Consider the following 20,229-nt stretch of genomic DNA (forward strand, 5'->3'; position numbering starts at 1 on the left):
GAGGACTAAGATGAGTATTACTGTGAATATCCTATATAGCGGTAAAGAAGGCAATGCAAAGGCATTTGCCCAAGAAATGACAGAGCGAGGAATCGTCGAACGCATTCGTGCGCAAGAAGGAAATGAGCGTTATGAGTATTTTATTCCTTTAGAAGATGATGAATCGATCTTATTGGTGGATCGTTGGACCAATCAAGAAGCAATCGATCGTCACCACAAATCAGAGATGATGATGGAGATTGCTGAATTACGAAAACAATATCAGTTGAAGATGAAGGTCCAACGTTTCATCGATGAACCAACAGAATAGATCAATCGATAGTTCTGATCCGTTTATTGCTTATTCTTGAAAAAGAAGATAGCAATAAACGGTTTTTTTGTTGAAAGATAGGGGAAAATAGATAAGGAGAAAAGCCTCGGCGTAAAGCCAAAAAAGGATAAACGGTAAATTTCCCCGTTTATCCCCCGTTTATTCCTAGGACTATTCAGTTGGATGAGTTGACTTAGATGTATCAGTAGTGTTCTTAAAGCGAATAAAGCTACGGATCATCTCCCGGATGATCGTATACGTCGGCAACACGAGGATCATTCCTAATAAGCCAAACAAGTTCCCAGCGACAAGTAAAAGAAAAACAGTCGCAATCGGATGAATATGAATCATCTTATTCATCACTAGAGGAGACACCAAGTAAGATTCCCCAAATTGAATCAAGGTGATGAAAGCCACTAAGAGTAAGGCTGTTTTAATGTCTTGACTCAATGCGTACAGTAAAGCCGGCGCAGCACCAATAAACGGACCAAAATAAGGAATGATATCCATCAATCCACAAATCAAGGCAAGTAATAACGCATTTGGCAAGCCTAATACTTTAAAAACCAGATAACTCCCTACACCTACATACGTACAGACTAAAAGCTTGCCACTAATATAGGTCGAAGCAGCTAAATGGAAATCATGGCACCAATCTCTGACTAACTGATGGAATTTCTTAGGCGTGTAGCGTGTCAAGATAGCTGGAATCCTGTCGCCATCTTTGAACATATAAATCAGTAAGAGCGGAATCGTAAAGAGAATGATCGCAGAGCGCGAAACGATTTCGAATACATTGACTAAACTTGAAGTGGCACCTGAAACAAATTGTAAAACAAAACGTGTCAATTGGTTCAATTCCAGTGTATCAATGAATGGGAGCAAGCGTTCTTCTAATAAGGAACCATCTAGATTCTCTGCCAAAACATAAAGAATTTGAGGAACCTGACCGATAAATTTACTGATTTCCAAAATGATGATCGGTAAAATCACTTGTACGGTCAAATACACAGTTAACAAAATCAGTAGCATCATCAGTGTGACCGCAAGCGTTCTTGATTTTATATATTTGAGGAGTTGATTGTATATTGGAAGAAAAATATAAAAAACGAAAACTGAAATCAAGATTGGCAAGAAGATACTTGCCATGATCGCTTCGAGTGGCCTGAAAATAAAAGTGATCTTAGAAAAAATAAAAATAGTGATTCCTGTCAAGCTAAGTAAAACAAGTGTTGCAAATAATTTGGAACGTTTTAAAAAAGTCATAGTAGAGATCCTCCGCTTTTTGGCTTTTTATCGTTTAGGGTATGTATGAAAAAAGCATGTTACTTGAAGACTGTTCAATCGATTTTAGATGCTACAAGCTGATTTATATCACGACCCTATACTTAAATATAACATAACTAAAAGAATTTATTTTCTTGAAAAAGGAATTTGTAAAAAAATAAATAGTTCAATGAATTGAGTGGCGGCGTGAATGGTCGATTTAAGAGAAAATATTTACTGAGAAAATGAAGGCACACATTTCCTAGCGTCATTGATTTACAAACGCTTACGTTTCATATATAATTGGATTATCAACTTGTATATATAAGTTAAAAACAGCTGGAGGTACAGGCTTATGGCGTTTACAGAAAAAGTGATTTATCAGATTTATCCCAAGTCATATCGTGACACGAATGGTGATGGGATTGGTGATTTACCAGGAGTCAAAGAAAAATTGCCTTATTTAAATGAATTGGGCATTGATATGATTTGGTTGAACCCCTTTTACCTAAGCCCGCAAAAAGACAATGGGTATGATATCTCTGATTATCAAGCAATCGATCCATTATTCGGTACGATGGCTGATTTTGAAGAGCTAGTCGCTGAAGCAAAAAAATATCAGATCGACATCATGCTAGATATGGTATTGAACCATGTCTCTATTGAACATGAATGGTTCCAAAAAGCATTAGCTGGAGACAAGTATTATCAAGATTTCTTTATTTTAAGAGATGAACCAACAGATTGGGTATCAAAATTCGGTGGGAACGCCTGGGCGCCATTCGGCGAAACAGGGAAATACTATTTGCATTTGTATGATAAAACGCAAGCCGATTTGAATTGGCGTAATGAAGCAGTCCAACAAGAATTATTCAAAGTTGTTCGTTTTTGGATGGATAAAGGGGTCAAAGGGTTCCGTTTTGATGTAATCAACGTGATCGGAAAAGACGAGGAACTAAAAAACAACGCGGAAAATGAAGGGAAAGCCGAGTACACAGATAAACCAATTACTCATACGTATTTACAACGCTTAAATAAAGAAACGTTTGGCCAAGACCCTGAAATCATAACGGTAGGGGAAATGAGTTCAACGACTATCGAAAACTGTCTTTTATATACGTCACCTGAACGAAATGAATTGTCAATGGTATTTAATTTCCACCATTTGAAAGTCGATTATGAAAATGGCAATAAATGGACAACTCCACCATTTGATTTTGAAGAGTTAAAGCGTTTGTTCCATACTTGGGGAGAAGAAATGAGCGCAGGAAATGGCTGGAATGCACTATTTTTGAATAACCATGACCAACCACGTGCCTTAAATCGCTTTGTCGATGTTGAACAGTACCGCAAACAAGGAGCAGAGATGTTGGCCACGATGATCCATTTAAATCGAGGCACTCCGTATATCTATATGGGGGAAGAAATTGGCATGATCGATCCTGACTTCGATTCGATTTCTGACTATCGGGACATTGAAAGCTTAAATGCATATAAACTTTTACAAGAACAAGGATTCACACCAGAAGAAGCCTTTCGACGAATTAAAGCAAAGTCACGAGATAACTCACGCACACCGATGCAGTGGACGGACGAACCACAAGCTGGCTTCACATCAGGGACACCTTGGTTACCTTTAGCATCGAAGCACGAAACAATCAATGTAGCAACTGAGCAAAAGCAAGAACAGTCGATTTTTGCCTATTATCAAAAGCTGATCCAACTAAGAAAAACATATCCAGTGATTGCTAATGGTGATTACAAAGCCTTTGTACCTGAGCATCCACAAGTCTATGGCTATCTTAGACAAACCGATGATCAAAAATTATTAGTTCTGACCAATTTTTACGGGAACGAAACGTCGGTGGAATTACCGGAAGAATTTGTAGGTGCGGAAGTATTGATCAGTAACTACCCAACGACAGTTGAAAAAGAAATGAAGTTACAGCCTTATCAAGCAGTCGCACTATTAGTCCAAGAAAAGTAGAGACTGTGACAAACGAATAGTTTTAAAAATAAGCAGCAAAAGCATGAATAGCTTTTGCTGCTTATTTATGGAGGAGTTGCATCTCTCTGAAATGTTGCTCTTTGAATACCGTATAGTTTTTTAAAGGATAGGAGTGGACGAATGTCTTACTCCTATCCTTTTTTAGTTACTTAAAGTAATCCTTCTCTGAAAAATCAGCTTTTTGATAAACCCCTTGATCCCCATAAAACTTGTTATAACGCTGTTTGAATTTTCTAAAGAGAAAAACAACGAGTAGTTTGATCAGCGTATAGATCGGGATACCAAAAATGACACCCATGATTCCTAGAAGATCTCCCATGACTAATAAGACAATCAAAATCGTGATGGGGTGGATCTGTAACCGATCACCCATCACACGAGGGACCACAAGATCTCCGTGAAGCAACTGGACAACGAACCAGACGATCACAAATTTTACAGCCATGAACGTCGAATCTTGAAAAGCAATGAACAGTCCAGGAAAGAAAGCGATGAATGGACCAATATAAGGAATAATACATAATAAACCAGCAGCGATAGCCAGAATACTTGCAAATTCTAAGCCAATCAATAAGAAAGTTACCCAGTAAACGGCACCTAGAATGAAAGAAGCGATAATTTGTCCTTTTAAGAAAGCACCTAATTGTTGGTTCGCAATTTTAGTCAATGTCCGAAAATCTGTGCGAAATTTTGGTGGAACGATACCTAAGACCGATTGATAAAAATTGTGCGGATCTTTTAAAAGGAAAAAGGCAATGATTGGACCAGTAAATAAAGTGATAAAGGTCGTTGTGACCGCTGAGAATAGATTTCCTAGACTTTCAGCACCGCTCTCCCAATAGTTACTGATAAATGAAGTAAAGTTATCGGTGAAATCATCAATCGATGCAAAGAATTGATTGAACGAATCAGAAAATGGTGTCTGTACTAAAAAGTCCTTCAACGTTTGTTGAAAATCTTGGAATAGGTCAGGCAGTTGTTGAATCAAAGTGGTTGCTTGTTGTTCTAAAAATGGAAATAGCCAGACACCTCCTAAGCCAATCAGCAATAAAATAATGACAAATACTAAAATGACTGACAGATTACGTGAGAGTTTCTTGCTGAGACGTTTGATCAAAGGTTCTAATAAATAATATAAGACCAAAGCAAAAAGGACTGGTGGTAAAGTCGTGATGAAAATGACAACCAGTGGTTTGAATATAAAAGCAATCTTTTGGAAAAAGTAAATGACCAACGCGATCATCACAAGTAATCCTAGAACGTAATACGAAGTTTTCCCTCCTAAAAAACGAATCAGTCGGGAAGATTCTTTCGGTTTTTTTTCCACGATAGTTCTCCTTTCTCTTGAAATAAGTAGTTGGATTTTTGGCTTATGCCGTTCTCATTGATCAGCTACTGAAACCGAATGAATACTTTTTCAATAGCTAGCCAGACCATGAAAAATATAAAGAGCTATTTTCTCAAGTTCTGCCTTACTACTTGGAGCTGAACGTCTTTCTCACAACCTGATAAACGGTGTTCAAGAATCTGCCCTTCAACATTAAGCTGAAAAAATATGGAAAGCTATTTTCTGATTTTTCATCTTACTGCTCAGGTCAGAGCGCTTCTTTCACAACCTATGATAAACGGTGTTCAAGAAGCAACACTTCAATAATAAGCCAAGAAAATCCAAAATGAAAAAGCCATTTTTGATTTTCCTGTCTTATTACTCAGTGCTGACCGCTTCTTTCACAAGCTTGTCCTACTCCAAGTTATTATAATCTGAAACGGGTATAAAAAGAAAATGATACAGTTGAAAAATCAATCGAATTTCGATAATAAAATAAATTTAGTAATAATGCTTGACGGTTGGTTTGATTCTATGCTAAATTAATTCCTGTTGCTAAAACGTAACTATTACGATTTGCGTTTATTAATCGTAATCAAATAGAGAAAGAAGATGAGAAGGAGCGAATAAAATGAAACGTTGGATCAAGGTGGTAGGAGGATTACTGTTGACAGGGGTCCTTGCAAGTTGTGGCACAGGAGATACTGCAACAAATACAAATGCACAAAATGATGAAAACTTGAATGTAATGACGACATTTTATCCAATGTACGAATTTACGAAGCAAGTAGTTGGTGAGGAGGGAAATGTTGAATTATTGATTCCAGCTGGAACAGATTCACATGACTATGAACCTTCTGCAAGAGATATGGCAAAAATCCAAAATGCTGATGTTTTTGTTTATAATGATGAAAATATGGAAACTTGGGTTCCAGCAATTGAACATACTTTAAAAGAGGGCGATGTACTTCCAATCAAAGCAACCGAAGGAATGTTGTTATTGCCTGGGGATGGGCATTGCCATCACCACGATCATGATGATGAAGACCACGATCATGAAGACCATGATCACGATGATCATGCGGATGACCACGACCATGATCACGATCACGGAGACCACGGTCATTCTCATGAATTAGATCCACATGTTTGGTTAGCTCCTAATCTAGCGATGAAGCAAGTAGAAACGATTCGTGACCAATTGATTGAGGCATATCCTGAAAAAGAAGAAGCATTCACTGAAAATGCTGCCTCTTATTTAGAAGAATTAGAAACGCTACACAACACTTTTAAAGAAACCTTAGGTCAAGCAAAACAAAAATCATTTGTGACCCAACACGCTGCGTTCAATTATTTAGCTCTAGAATACGGTCTTAATCAAGTACCAATTGCCGGTCTATCTTCAAGTGAAGAACCATCTGCTGCAAGAATTGCCGAGTTAAAAGAATTTGTGGAAGACCATGGGATTGAATATATCTATTTTGAAGAAAATGCCAAAGATAGTATTGCTCGTACGTTAGCCACTGAAGCTGGGGTATCACTAGCAGTATTGAATCCTTTAGAGGGATTGACAAAAGAACAAATGGATAACGGCGAAACGTACATTTCAATCATGGAAGCAAACTTAAAAGCGCTCCAAAAAACAACGGATACTGAAAATCCATTAGAAGAAACACTGAAACCTGAAAAAGAAAAAACAGTTTATAATGGTTATTTTGAAGATTCAGAAGTCCAAGACCGTCCATTGTCGGATTGGTATGGTATCTGGCAAACTGTCGATACGTATATGACAGATGGAACATTCGATCAAGTATTTGAATATAAAGCCAAAACAAATCCAGATATGACAGCTGAAGAATATCGTGAATATTATGAAATAGGCTACAAAACAGATGTCGAAAAAATTGAGATCAAAGATAATATGATGATCTTTACTTTCAAGGACGGCGAAGTTAAAGAATCGAAATACCGTTATGCTGGTAAAGAAATCTTGAACTATTCAGCAGGTAATCGCGGTGTCCGTTTCTTATTCGAAGCAGAAGATCCTGATTCTGGTGCATTCAAGTATGTACAATTTAGTGACCACTCGATTGCGCCTACCAAATCGGACCATTTCCATATCTATTTAGGAAATGATAGCCAAGAAGCTTTACTAGAAGAAATGGACAATTGGCCAACTTTCTATCCTGAAGAAATGACTGGAAAAGAAATCGCACAAGAAATGATCGCGCATTAAACGATACTAAAAACGAAGAATGAATGGAAAAGAGGTTTTACGACTTTTTCATTCATTCTTCGTTTCTTTATTAAAAAGAATTTATTTATTTTATTGTCTTTCAAGAAATCAACTTCTTTAGCCCACGAATCGAAACAGGGATCACTTCCCCATTGGATAGAGTCACTTCTCGTGTTTTCTTATTGATTGTTTGGACATTTTGGGTATTGATGACATAAGATTTGTGACAGCGGATAAAGTGTTGGCTTTTCTTTTCGATATCTTTTATCTTTTCGTAAAACTGCATCTGGGCATGTGTCAAATGGACCTCAAGTTTATGAGGAGTACCTTGAGCAGTAGAAAAGTATTGGATATCTCGAATAGGTAAAAATTTGATTTCATCATTGAATTCAATTCTAAAAATATCCTTTTGTAATGGCGCAGTTTGGAAATCTTCGAATATTTTACTTAAGATACGTTCAACATTTTCTTTAAGATCAAAAATATCTTCTTTGATGATATAATCAGTCGGCTCAATGTTGCTTTTCAAAATCGTCATGGAAAGATCGGTGTGTGAAGTCACATAAATGATTTTTCCAAGCGAATCCAAGTCACGTACTCGTTTTCCAATGGCAATGCCATCTAATTCACTGTCTTTCAGTTCGATATCCAAAAAATAAATACCAAAAGAAGACGTACGTATCCTTGCTGCATTGAGGAGTTCAATAGGATCAGAAGTTGCAATATGGACATAACTATCCAAATTTTCAATCATGATCCGATTCTTGATTACTGTAGAGATGACTTCCAGTTGTTTTGGATCGTCTTCACAAATGTAAATGGGAATCATAAAATTACTCCTTTAATTGTATATGGATTGTTTGTGAAAATCGCTGATTCTCAATCGATGTTTCAAGAAAAAGATAAGGATTCGTTTTTGTTAACTCATCAAGAATAAATAAACCTAATCCTTCATTTTTGGGATTTGTTTTCGTCGAGAAGCCTTTTTGTTTTAACTTACTCAATGGAAACGTATTCGTAGTAGTGTTGATGACACGTATCATCAACGACTGTTTTTTCTTGATGATCAGCACTTCGATTTTTTTCTTTTTGGTTACTGTTGCACCTTCGATTGCATTATCAAGAATAATACCAAGCATTCTTACCAAATTGATCGTATATTTTTTACCAATGACGATTTCATCTGGAACGGTCAATTGGACAGAGATACCTTTTTCTTGTGCCATCATTAATTTTAAAGAGAATAGACTTCTTATTTCAGGTACCTTCATTTTGTCTAGTAAGCTAAGGTTTGCTGGGAAGAGATTCATCATTTCACGTGTAGGTAAAATCGTTTGGTTGTAATATTTTTGTAAGCCCTCAAGATCGCCTTCAGAAATATAACTATTCAAAGAAAACAACAGATTTTGATAATCGTGTTTAAATTCTCTAAGCTCTTGATAATTTTTTTCTAGATCTCTAATGTAATCTTGCTGTAATTGGATGCGTTGTTCCAATAATTGATCTGCCATCTTTTTATTTGATATTTTCCAATAGTAAATCAAGATAATTAGGCCGACACACAGATAAAGGATAAAAAAGCTCGTATTTAATGCTAGTACTTTTGGCGTTTCACCAGAAAATCGTGTATAAAAAATAATGATATAGTAGGTAAGTAAAACCAATGAACCGATTGTACCAATCATTCGACGGTCAACACTAGCGGACCAATTATCTAAAAACTTTTTGAATCCATACGCAAATAATAAAGATAAAATCGCTGATACAGTTATATGGAAATATTGTAATGCATCTCCAGGTTCAATGACAGCAGATTCCAATACTAAAAAATCCGCAACGCTCGTCAAATGATCGCCTAAAATGGAAGCTAATAATCCCAAAGGTAATGCGTAGATCATATGTTGGCGCGAGGATGAAAAGAAAAAGAAAAGTAGACTCAACATGGCAATTGCGACAAGTGCAGAAAAAATACCTAAAATCGGGTAAAGTATTCCCAACAGGGCTGCTGCCAAGAGACTAAACGTAGAAAATAGGTATTTATTTTTAATTTGGGAATTGATGATTAAGATAGAACTTGTGTAAATCAGATATTGCAAGGCTATGGACCACAAAAACATAAAGCACAGCTCCCATTGCGTTTTCCCAAATTATAGCATATTTATAATATTATTTTTTTAATTTTTCAGGTATTTTAAATTCTGAGCTCATACCGAAGCAGCAGCCAGATACAAAGAAATCAGAAAGGTTAGTTAATTGTTTAACGATTGTTTTTTTCATAAAAAATTCCTCCAATATTCATCATGTAATTTGTAACTGGAAGCAACGTAGCTATTTCTAAAATAATCCCAAGTAGTAAATAGGTAGAAAAGTAAGAAGCAGAGAAAAATAATGTGAGTACTGCAAATAAAAGATACATGAAAATTGCTTTTTTTAGTAGGGGTGGGCGTTTCTCTGGTGCAATCGGGTTAAGGGCTGTGCCTCTTGATCCATAGCGAAGCAAAAGGAAAAAACAAACAATTAACAAAAGGACCATCATAGGGAAAGAGAAAGTCAATTGATAATGTTTCATTACTAAGGGAACCCCCCACAAATAAAGCAAAGTCCAAAGTAAGCAAACAAATTCAGAATCGGAATGGAGACCGTAAGCATATCTGCGAATACAGATATATGAAAGGAAAGTCATTCCTGTTTCCGCCCACGTGCCTGTCAATAAAGAAAATACAAAAACGACAGCAAGTTTTCCAAGATTGTTCAGTAAAACTTCCAAAGCAAACTTGACTTGGATGTAAGTCATATCTTCTTCATCTTGTTTTCCGTTGAATAATATTGCCAATATTCGATTTACCACTTTATTTTTCATCTCTATACGTACCTCCGAATACTATAATAAGCGAAAAGACACAAAAAAAGTTTTTCGATTCATAAAAGGACGTTTTGACATCAAAATCGTTAACTAAGTGAATTTTGTAACATATTTGTTATATAAGAGTGAAAACTTTTTCTTATGTAAAAAATAAAAGACATGTTTATCTCTAAATAATTAAAAAATTCCTGTAAAACTATCAAATCATCTTTAAATTTTCAACTAAACATACGATTATGCCAAAAAAGAGTGAGATTAATTAACAGTTTTGATGCCAAAAGAACTTTTTATGATATTTCTGTGTTATGTTTAAAAATTTATGTTAAAAATTAGTAGAGGTTGCGAAGATGAATGTAAGTGACACGTTCTTATATTTTTGTTTTACCAACTTCTTAATAGAAGGCAGCAACTCCCTTCCCCTTTTGTTGTTGCCTTCTGATATCAACAACAAGGTAGTTTCTATGTTAACATGCAAGCCTTTAAGAAGGTGGGTTTGTCAATAAAGGTAACAGATTCGAAATTTTTATCAAAAGAAGTTGTGCTGTATGTACAACATAATGGAGGAAATAGCATGGAAAATGAAAATCTATTTGAAGTCGGTAAAACGTACGCATTTGTATCAGATTTATTTTGTTCTCCAATTGAAGCAGAAATTGAAAAAATCTATGAGAATAGTTTGATGGTTCGTGTTCTCAATTGCGCAGATGAAGACAATGAAACTGCACACAATTTACACTGGCAATTAGTCGTTCGTAAGTCAAGTGCAGTGAAAGAGTACAGCTACTAATAGTAACTGTTCATGAATGAAAAATAGTATTTTGATAAATAGCCAGTCAAATCTTGAATGATGGAAAATCATTTTTGGATTTGACTGGCTATTTTTACTTTGAAAGGTAAAGGAAAAGTGGATTTTGCTTTTTTGGGGTTCTCATGTAGTTTTAGGAACTCATCAAATACATCAGTTGATAGTAGAGTTTCTTTTGTTTCTTTCTAAGACCACGATCGTAAAAGGGTGAAGCCCCATTTTATTTTTTGTAAAGGTCTGGTAGTATAAAGAAAATAAATGGAGTAGAAAATAAATAAAAGAAAGATGGGGAAGATGATCAATCAAGAAAATGAGAAAGAAATTCTTCGATTGCAAAGAGAAATCAGCCATTGGGAAAGAAAATATAAAAAGCTCCAACAAATTTTTCGAATGCAAGAAGAAATAATTGCTAGTTATGAAGCTGCATATGGGGAAGCACCAGGGTTGGTAGAAGAACAACATGAGGAAGAACAGCCAAATGAATCATTTTTTGAACATATTGAGAAGCGTTCTTATAATCGATTCAATAATGAACAAAAAGCAGCAATCACTTATGATATGAGCAAACACTTACGGATCATTGCAGGTGCAGGAAGTGGAAAAACACAAACGATATGTGCGAAAGCTGTATATCTGATGAATGAAGAACAAGTAGAAGAGCAAAGGATCTTAATGATTACCTTTACTCGAAATGCTGCCAATGAATTGAAAAAACGGGTGGATAATTTTAGTCAAAGAAAAACGAATGTAACGATCGGAACTTTTCATAGTATTTTTTATCGTCTGTACAGTGATATCAAACGGCAGTTTCCGGATCTTTCTGCCGAAGGGATTCAAGGTGAGTTTTCTAAAGATACACCATATAAAGTAAATCTTTTACTGCAGAAACTAATAAAAAAATATCAACTATATTCTTTCGATCAGTATGGGGAGAAAACGATTGCTAACCGATTGGATTATTGGCAAAATATGAATCTCTCCCAACAGGAGATCATCCAATTGATCAAAAAGAGATTTGATTCCATTGAAAAAGACCCGCGTCAACCCATCTCTGAGCGTATGGATCAATTAATGACTGAACTATATGAAGAAAAACAAAAGCAACGACTTTTTGAATTCAATGATGTTCTACAAAATTTGAAAAATGTCCTCTCTAATGTAGATGTCAGAAGATATGTAGGTCAAAAATACGATTACTTGTTTATCGACGAGTTTCAAGACACGAATCCTTTGCAATGGGCAATCGTTCAGTTGATTACGAAAGACTCGTCGATCAAGTTGATCATCGTTGGAGATGATGATCAAAGTATCTATGGCTTTAGAGGATCTGAACCTGATTATCTCAAACAGTTTGAAAAAGAATATCCAACAAAAACACTCTTTCTATTGACCAATTATCGTTCACGAGCGTCGATCGTTCAAGGAGCTAATCGATTGATCACATACAATAAAGAGGATCGCATACCTAAAGCGATGGTTCCAGCACAAAAGGAACCAGGCGTATTACAGGCATTATCATTTAAAACGGTACAAGAGGAAAGTGACTGGTTGATTCAGCAAGTCTATGCCTTTATACAAGACAAAGGAAAGTATAAAGAATCGATCATTTTGTATCGCTCATTATCACAAACGCAAGCTTTAGTGCAACGGTTGATCCAAACAGATATTCCATTTGTATTAGAAGCAGATACCCAATATGCGGGGATTTATGGCATTAAGCTTTTCCAACAATTTTATCAAAAGCTTATTAATTGGTACGATGCAGCAACGCCGATAAAAACACAGGCGTATCAACAATTATTGCGACAGCTGATGATTAATTGTTACTTGAAAACAAATGAATGCGACCAATTTTTCTCTAATAAAACTAGTGACCAAGATATTGTTGCTTATATTTTAAAACGGCGACCTAATTTAGAGGCTAGAGAAAAAGAACTAAAGACATTTGTAAGCGCGCTAGAATCATTTGCCCAACCAACAAAACGTTCATGTGTTTCACTGATTGAGGCCTATTGTCGGTTGCCAAGACCGAATAAAGAAATCGAGCAAGGTGACAAAGAATGGTTGTTGGAGACTGTCAGACAATATCCAACGATTCCACAATTGAAAAAATTGTATCTTGAGATCCAAGGAATTGCAGCAGAACTAAAAACAAGGTTGATTGCTTATCGTAAGGGAAAACTAGATGCATTATGTATCCAGAGTATTCACAAAAGCAAAGGACTAAGTTATCGTAACGTCTTTTTAATCGGTTGTAATGAAGGGATGATTCCTTACAATGGTGCGGTAGCAAAAGATAAAAGATTGAAAAGTGAGTTGAAAATCGAACCATTAACGACGATTGAGGAAGAGAGACGTCTTTTTTATGTCGCAATGACTAGGGCAAGGAATCGTCTTTATTTATGTGTACCTGAGTTTAAAGGGAAAAGAAAATTAAAACCTTCACGTTTTATTAAAGAAACAGGTTGTAAAGTTAAAAAAATCAAATAAATTACGAAAAGCAAAGCGAGTAAAAATACACTCGATTTGCTTTTTTATTCAAATAAATAAATAACTTTTATTATTTATGCCATTTTTAAATAACCTCTGTTTATAAAAAGAATATAACCTTTAATTGACTGTTTAAATAACAATATTATGAACAAAAACAAAATTTATTTATTTTAAGGATAGCGTATGACTGGCATTATTTTGATATTACGTTTAGAATGGGATTACAATTAAAAAGGGGTGAGAAAATGATAAAACTATACACTTCGCCTAGCTGTACATCTTGCAGAAAGGCCAAAGCATGGTTACAAACGAATCACCTTGATTTTGAAGAAAAGAATATCTTTGCAGAACCCCTATCAGAAAATGAGATACGACAAATATTGGCTGCAACCGAAGGCGGAGTCGAAGATATTATTTCTACTCGTTCAAAAGTTTATGAGAAATTAGGAATCGATTTTAATGATTTATCATTAAAAGAAATGATCCGCTTGTTCAAAGAATACCCATCTTTACTTAGACGTCCAATCTTACTTGATGAAAAAAGAGTATTGATTGGATTCAATGAAGATGAAATACGAGCATTCATTCCTAGAGAAATACGAGGTGTCGCAAGAAACTTGATTTATATGAAACATAGTGTCTTGTATTCGTAAGAATAGGAGGAGACGTTGTGAATATCAAAATCTATAGTTCAACGAATTGCACAATAACGGTTAAAGCAATCCAATGGTTAGAGAAAAAGAACTTGTCTTATCAATTTGTTGATCTAGAAAGTAGAGCTTTAAGTAATAAAGAAGTCAAAGAGTTATGTAGTTTTGAAAATGCAGATATTGAACAGTTATTTACTACATGGTCATTTGAATTCAAAAAAATTAAAGCTGGGCTTCCAAAAAATCAGGAAGATCAACTTCTATTTTTGTGCAAAACGCAACGTCATCTTTTAAGACGTCCTTTGATCATCATCGATGATGCGCTGTTTGTTGGCTACGATCAACGATTGATGGAGCAATTGATTTTACATGAATAGACTGTATCCAATTGTGTTACATACTGAAAAAGGCAATTGGGATCATCGGTTTTTCCTTAGTAACAAGCCAAAGAATCAAAATCTCACTTACCTGTACTCTGGTTTTTTGGCTTATTACCAAAGGCGCGATGCATATTTTTCGTAAAGAAACTAGTGAAAACTAGCAAAAAGTGTAAGAGGCAAATCGTATATTCCAAAATAAAACATTTCAACTTTTTCGTATTTCTACTATAGAGAGGATCAGAATTGAAAGTATACCAGATAGATTTATAAGAAATAGTGATTGACAACTAAATAGAATAAATGGTATATTTTTTTTTGTTGTTTTTTGTTTATTACTGATTTTAAGAGTGTAAATAAAACTTTAAATAATGCTTGACGAATAGAAAAACACATGTTAATATAACTAGTGTTGTTTGAGAAGTTCATCAAGGAATGCTGACTCTACAAAAGAAGAGGCAAAAAAAGTTGTTGACAAATAACAAACAATCAGTTATTATAAGTGAGTTGCTAAAACGACCTCGTGAAAAACGAGTTCGAAAAACTTTTAAAAAATAGTTGACAATCATTTGAGAGTTTGCTAAGATATAAAAGTTGCTACGGCAATCACAAACGATAAGTTGAGACAGTTGTGTTTCATTTATCACGTAGACCTTTGAAAACTGAACAAAGTAAGACAAACCAAATGTGTAGGGCGTCTTGATTCAATTCAAGACAACAAACATTTTTAACAAGCAAGCAATATGCTAGCAAACAATTGAGCTTAACAAATGAACTATTATGATGTTCGAAAGTAAATTTCGAACTACAGTTCCACATCAGCTTTCGCTGTGAGGAACTAGCATATTATGAGAGTTTGATCCTGGCTCAGGACGAACGCTGGCGGCGTGCCTAATACATGCAAGTCGAACGCTTCTTTTCCCACCGGAGCTTGCTCCACCGGGAAAAGAGGAGTGGCGAACGGGTGAGTAACACGTGGGTAACCTGCCCATCAGAAGGGGATAACACTTGGAAACAGGTGCTAATACCGTATAACAATCGAAACCGCATGGTTTCGTTTTGAAAGGCGCTTTACGGTGCCGCTGATGGATGGACCCGCGGTGCATTAGCTAGTTGGTGAGGTAACGGCTCACCAAGGCCACGATGCATAGCCGACCTGAGAGGGTGATCGGCCACATTGGGACTGAGACACGGCCCAAACTCCTACGGGAGGCAGCAGTAGGGAATCTTCGGCAATGGACGAAAGTCTGACCGAGCAACGCCGCGTGAGTGAAGAAGGTTTTCGGATCGTAAAACTCTGTTGTTAGAGAAGAACAAGGGTGAGAGTAACTGTTCACCCCTTGACGGTATCTAACCAGAAAGCCACGGCTAACTACGTGCCAGCAGCCGCGGTAATACGTAGGTGGCAAGCGTTGTCCGGATTTATTGGGCGTAAAGCGAGCGCAGGCGGTTTCTTAAGTCTGATGTGAAAGCCCCCGGCTCAACCGGGGAGGGTCATTGGAAACTGGGAGACTTGAGTGCAGAAGAGGAGAGTGGAATTCCATGTGTAGCGGTGAAATGCGTAGATATATGGAGGAACACCAGTGGCGAAGGCGGCTCTCTGGTCTGTAACTGACGCTGAGGCTCGAAAGCGTGGGGAGCAAACAGGATTAGATACCCTGGTAGTCCACGCCGTAAACGATGAGTGCTAAGTGTTGGAGGGTTTCCGCCCTTCAGTGCTGCAGCTAACGCATTAAGCACTCCGCCTGGGGAGTACGACCGCAAGGTTGAAACTCAAAGGAATTGACGGGGGCCCGCACAAGCGGTGGAGCATGTGGTTTAATTCGAAGCAACGCGAAGAACCTTACCAGGTCTTGACATCCTTTGACCACTCTAGAGATAGAGCTTCCCCTTCGGGGGCAAAGTGACAGGTGGTGCATGGTTGTCGTCAGCTCGTGTCGTGAGATGTTGGGTTAAGTCCCGCAACGAGCGCAACCCTTATTGTTAGTTGCCATCATTTAGTTGGGCACTCTAGCAAGACTGCCGGTGACAAACCGGAGGAAGGTGGGGATGACGTCAAATCATCATGCCCCTTATGACCTGGGCTACACACGTGCTACAATGGGAAGTACAACGAGTCGCGAAGTCGCGAGGCTAAGCTAATCTCTTAAAGCTTCTCTCAGTTCGGATTGTAGGCTGCAACTCGCCTACATGAAGCCGGAATCGCTAGTAATCGCGGATCAGCACGCCGCGGTGAATACGTTCCCGGGCCTTGTACACACCGCCCGTCACACCACGAGAGTTTGTAACACCCGAAGTCGGTGAGGTAACCTTTTTGGAGCCAGCCGCCTAAGGTGGGATAGATGATTGGGGTGAAGTCGTAACAAGGTAGCCGTATCGGAAGGTGCGGCTGGATCACCTCCTTTCTAAGGAATATTACGGAGACTACACACGTTTGTCGATACTTTGTTCAGTTTTGAGAGGTCTACTCAAAATGTAACCCGGGGCCTTAGCTCAGCTGGGAGAGCGCCTGCTTTGCACGCAGGAGGTCAGCGGTTCGATCCCGCTAGGCTCCATTAACAACGTATGTTGTTATATACTTGTTCATTGAAAACTGGATATTGAAGTAAAAATGTAAGTAATACAAACCGAGAACACCGCGTTGAATGAGTTTTTTAATAAGTTCAATTGCTTATTTTTCTTGATTGGACTTCTATCGCTAGAAGAAAGATCAAAACCCAACCGCAAGGTTGATAAGGTTAAGTGAATAAGGGCGCACGGTGGATGCCTTGGCACTAGGAGCCGATGAAGGACGGGACTAACACCGATATGCTTTGGGGAGCTGTACGTAAGCTATGATCCAGAGATTTCCGAATGGGGGAACCCAGCATCTTTTATAGGATGTTACGTATACGTGAATACATAGCGTATACGAGGTAGACGCAGAGAACTGAAACATCTAAGTACCTGCAGGAAGAGAAAGAAAATTCGATTCCCTGAGTAGCGGCGAGCGAAACGGGAAAAGCCCAAACCAATGAGCTTGCTCATTGGGGTTGTAGGACTCCAATATGGTAGTTCTTTCAGATAGTCGAATGACTTGGAAAAGTCAGTCAAAGAGGGTGAAAGCCCCGTAGATGAAATTTGGAAGGCACCTAGGAGGATCCTGAGTACGGCGGAACACGAGGAATTCCGTCGGAATCCGGGAGGACCATCTCCCAAGGCTAAATACTCCCTAGTGACCGATAGTGAACCAGTACCGTGAGGGAAAGGTGAAAAGCACCCCGGAAGGGGAGTGAAATAGAACCTGAAACCGTGTGCCTACAACAAGTCAAAGCCCGTTAATGGGTGATGGCGTGCCTTTTGTAGAATGAACCGGCGAGTTACGATTGCATGCGAGGTTAAGTTGAAGAGACGGAGCCGCAGCGAAAGCGAGTCTGAATAGGGCGTTTGAGTATGTAGTCGTAGACCCGAAACCATGTGATCTACCCATGTCCAGGTTGAAGGTGCGGTAAAACGCACTGGAGGACCGAACCCACGTACGTTGAAAAGTGCGGGGATGAGGTGTGGGTAGCGGAGAAATTCCAAACGAACTTGGAGATAGCTGGTTCTCTCCGAAATAGCTTTAGGGCTAGCCTCGGAATTGAGAATGATGGAGGTAGAGCACTGTTTGGACTAGGGGCCCATCTCGGGTTACCGAATTCAGATAAACTCCGAATGCCATTCATTCATATCCGGGAGTCAGACTGTGAGTGATAAGATCCATAGTCGAAAGGGAAACAGCCCAGACCACCAGCTAAGGTCCCAAAATATATGTTAAGTGGAAAAGGATGTGGGGTTGCACAGACAACTAGGATGTTGGCTTAGAAGCAGCCACCATTTAAAGAGTGCGTAATAGCTCACTAGTCGAGTGACCCTGCGCCGAAAATGTACCGGGGCTAAACATATTACCGAAGCTGTGGAGTACACCTTTAGGTGTATTGGTAGGAGAGCGTTCTAAGGGCGTTGAAGGTAGATCGTGAGGACTGCTGAAGCGCTTAGAAGTGAGAATGCCGGTATGAGTAGCGAAAGACAGGTGAGAATCCTGTCCACCGAATGACTAAGGTTTCCTGGGGAAGGCTCGTCCGCCCAGGGTTAGTCGGGACCTAAGCCGAGGCCGACAGGCGTAGGCGATGGACAACAGGTTGATATTCCTGTACTCGTTGTTTTTGTTTGAGCAATGGAGGGACGCAGGAGGCTAAGGAATGCAGACGATCGGAAATGTCTGTCCAAGCAGTAAGTCTTGATAGGAGTCAAATGCTTCTAACTTTAAGGACAAGCTGTGATGGGGAGGGAAATAATAGTACCGAAGTTCCTGACGTCACACTGCCGAGAAAAGCTTCTAGTGAGAAAACAACGACCCGTACCGCAAACCGACACAGGTAGTCGAGGAGAGAATCCTAAGGTGAGCGAGAGAACTCTCGTTAAGGAACTCGGCAAAATGACCCCGTAACTTCGGGAGAAGGGGTGCTGATCGTCAGATCAGCCGCAGTGAATAGGCCCAAGCGACTGTTTATCAAAAACACAGGTCTCTGCAAAATCGTAAGATGAAGTATAGGGGCTGACGCCTGCCCGGTGCTGGAAGGTTAAGAGGAGTGCTTAGCGTAAGCGAAGGTACGAATTGAAGCCCCAGTAAACGGCGGCCGTAACTATAACGGTCCTAAGGTAGCGAAATTCCTTGTCGGGTAAGTTCCGACCCGCACGAAAGGCGTAACGATTTGGGCACTGTCTCAACGAGAGACTCGGTGAAATTTTAGTACCTGTGAAGATGCAGGTTACCCGCGACAGGACGGAAAGACCCCATGGAGCTTTACTGTAGTTTGATATTGAGTGTCTGTACCGCATGTACAGGATAGGTAGGAGCCGTAGAAATCGGAACGCTAGTTTCGATGGAGGCGCTGGTGGGATACTACCCCTGCGTTATGGCCACTCTAACCCGCACCACTTATCGTGGTGGGAGACAGTGTCAGATGGGCAGTTTGACTGGGGCGGTCGCCTCCTAAAGAGTAACGGAGGCGCCCAAAGGTTCCCTCAGAATGGTTGGAAATCATTCGAAGAGTGTAAAGGCAGAAGGGAGCTTGACTGCGAGACCTACAAGTCGAGCAGGGACGAAAGTCGGGCTTAGTGATCCGGTGGTTCCGCATGGAAGGGCCATCGCTCAACGGATAAAAGCTACCCTGGGGATAACAGGCTTATCTCCCCCAAGAGTCCACATCGACGGGGAGGTTTGGCACCTCGATGTCGGCTCGTCGCATCCTGGGGCTGTAGTCGGTCCCAAGGGTTGGGCTGTTCGCCCATTAAAGCGGCACGCGAGCTGGGTTCAGAACGTCGTGAGACAGTTCGGTCCCTATCCGTCGCGGGCGTTGGAAATTTGAGAGGAGCTGTCCTTAGTACGAGAGGACCGGGATGGACTTACCGCTGGTGTACCAGTTGTTCTGCCAAGGGCATTGCTGGGTAGCTATGTAGGGAAGGGATAAACGCTGAAAGCATCTAAGTGTGAAGCCCACCTCAAGATGAGATTTCCCATTTCTTTAAGAAAGTAAGATCCCTGAGAGATGATCAGGTAGATAGGTCAGGAGTGGAAGTACAGTGATGTATGGAGCGGACTGATACTAATCGATCGAGGACTTAACCAAAATAAAATGAAAAAACTCGGAGAGTTTCTTACTGATACTTCAAATCCAGTTTTGAGTGAACAAGATTTACTCAAATATAGATAACACCAAGTGTGGTGGCGATGGCGAGAAGGATACACCTGTAACCATGCCGAACACAGAAGTTAAGCTTCTTAGCGCCGATTGTAGTGAGGGGTTGCCCCTTGTGAGAGTAGGACGCCGCCACGCAAATGAAAACAGTTGAACGAAAGTTCAGCTGTTTTT

General features: G+C 39.0%; 12 protein-coding genes, 1 tRNA gene and 3 rRNA genes. 11 read left to right on the forward strand and 5 right to left on the reverse strand.

What is annotated here, in order from left to right:
- Nucleotides 1–10: 10 nt before the first annotated feature.
- The gene (locus IGK77_RS02420) at nucleotides 11–310 is read left to right on the forward strand and encodes an antibiotic biosynthesis monooxygenase family protein (RefSeq protein ID WP_074800355.1); all 300 of its coding nucleotides are present in this window, start codon (nucleotides 11–13) and stop codon (nucleotides 308–310) included.
- Between the two features lie 171 nt (nucleotides 311–481).
- On the opposite strand, the gene IGK77_RS02425 is transcribed toward IGK77_RS02420, so the two are convergent.
- Complete coding sequence (locus tag IGK77_RS02425; RefSeq protein WP_074800352.1) at nucleotides 482–1,576, reverse strand: AI-2E family transporter; 1,095 nt, start codon at nucleotides 1,574–1,576, stop codon at nucleotides 482–484.
- Nucleotides 1,577–1,931: 355 nt separating this feature from the next.
- On the opposite strand from IGK77_RS02425, the gene treC reads away from it, so the two are divergent.
- The gene (treC, locus tag IGK77_RS02430; protein WP_438712898.1) at nucleotides 1,932–3,563 is read left to right on the forward strand and encodes an alpha,alpha-phosphotrehalase; all 1,632 of its coding nucleotides are present in this window, start codon (nucleotides 1,932–1,934) and stop codon (nucleotides 3,561–3,563) included.
- Nucleotides 3,564–3,729: 166 nt separating this feature from the next.
- Here treC and IGK77_RS02435 read toward each other — a convergent pair whose 3' ends face one another.
- The gene (locus IGK77_RS02435; RefSeq protein WP_074800346.1) at nucleotides 3,730–4,911 is read right to left on the reverse strand and encodes an AI-2E family transporter; all 1,182 of its coding nucleotides are present in this window, start codon (nucleotides 4,909–4,911) and stop codon (nucleotides 3,730–3,732) included.
- A gap of 631 nt (nucleotides 4,912–5,542) precedes the next feature.
- Here IGK77_RS02435 and IGK77_RS02440 point away from each other — a divergent pair.
- Nucleotides 5,543–7,147: a zinc ABC transporter substrate-binding protein AdcA gene (locus tag IGK77_RS02440; protein WP_074800341.1), complete on the forward strand. Its 1,605-nt coding sequence runs from the start codon at nucleotides 5,543–5,545 to the stop codon at nucleotides 7,145–7,147.
- Between the two features lie 100 nt (nucleotides 7,148–7,247).
- Here the strand turns inward: IGK77_RS02440 and IGK77_RS02445 are convergent, their stop codons facing one another.
- The 3 genes from IGK77_RS02445 to IGK77_RS02455 form a co-directional block, all read right to left on the reverse strand.
- Nucleotides 7,248–7,976, reverse strand: a complete 729-nt coding sequence (locus IGK77_RS02445) for a LytR/AlgR family response regulator transcription factor (RefSeq protein WP_010736348.1) — start codon at nucleotides 7,974–7,976, stop codon at nucleotides 7,248–7,250.
- Between the two features lie 4 nt (nucleotides 7,977–7,980).
- Nucleotides 7,981–9,264 carry a sensor histidine kinase gene (locus IGK77_RS02450; protein WP_019723361.1) on the reverse strand — a complete coding sequence of 428 codons (1,284 nt, stop codon included), beginning with the start codon at nucleotides 9,262–9,264 and terminating at the stop codon, nucleotides 7,981–7,983.
- A gap of 140 nt (nucleotides 9,265–9,404) precedes the next feature.
- Nucleotides 9,405–10,007, reverse strand: a complete 603-nt coding sequence (locus tag IGK77_RS02455; protein ID WP_010736345.1) for an accessory gene regulator B family protein — start codon at nucleotides 10,005–10,007, stop codon at nucleotides 9,405–9,407.
- A 574-nt stretch (nucleotides 10,008–10,581) separates the two neighbouring features.
- Between IGK77_RS02455 and IGK77_RS02460 the strand changes: the two genes are divergently transcribed.
- From IGK77_RS02460 to rrf, 8 genes are all read left to right on the forward strand, one after another.
- A complete protein-coding gene (locus tag IGK77_RS02460) occupies nucleotides 10,582–10,797 on the forward strand; it encodes a hypothetical protein (RefSeq protein WP_010736344.1) in 216 nt (71 codons plus the stop codon).
- 303 nt (nucleotides 10,798–11,100) lie between these two features.
- Nucleotides 11,101–13,305, forward strand: a complete 2,205-nt coding sequence (locus IGK77_RS02465) for an ATP-dependent helicase (RefSeq protein WP_074800338.1) — start codon at nucleotides 11,101–11,103, stop codon at nucleotides 13,303–13,305.
- Between the two features lie 248 nt (nucleotides 13,306–13,553).
- Nucleotides 13,554–13,961: a transcriptional regulator Spx gene (gene spx, locus IGK77_RS02470; RefSeq protein ID WP_019724106.1), complete on the forward strand. Its 408-nt coding sequence runs from the start codon at nucleotides 13,554–13,556 to the stop codon at nucleotides 13,959–13,961.
- A 17-nt stretch (nucleotides 13,962–13,978) separates the two neighbouring features.
- Nucleotides 13,979–14,335 carry an ArsC/Spx/MgsR family protein gene (locus tag IGK77_RS02475; protein WP_074800335.1) on the forward strand — a complete coding sequence of 119 codons (357 nt, stop codon included), beginning with the start codon at nucleotides 13,979–13,981 and terminating at the stop codon, nucleotides 14,333–14,335.
- Nucleotides 14,336–15,179: 844 nt separating this feature from the next.
- Nucleotides 15,180–16,740 (forward strand): 16S ribosomal RNA (locus IGK77_RS02480).
- A gap of 77 nt (nucleotides 16,741–16,817) precedes the next feature.
- Nucleotides 16,818–16,890: transfer RNA gene (locus IGK77_RS02485), tRNA-Ala, on the forward strand.
- Between the two features lie 181 nt (nucleotides 16,891–17,071).
- A 23S ribosomal RNA gene (locus IGK77_RS02490) occupies nucleotides 17,072–19,986 on the forward strand.
- Between the two features lie 91 nt (nucleotides 19,987–20,077).
- Nucleotides 20,078–20,193 (forward strand): 5S ribosomal RNA (rrf, locus tag IGK77_RS02495).
- Together the 16S, 23S and 5S rRNA genes with 1 tRNA gene alongside form the textbook arrangement of a ribosomal RNA operon.
- Nucleotides 20,194–20,229: the final 36 nt, after the last annotated feature.

It is taken from the genome of Enterococcus sp. DIV0806c (genome assembly GCF_051710905.1).
Lineage (GTDB): Bacteria > Bacillota > Bacilli > Lactobacillales > Enterococcaceae > Enterococcus_B > Enterococcus_B mundtii.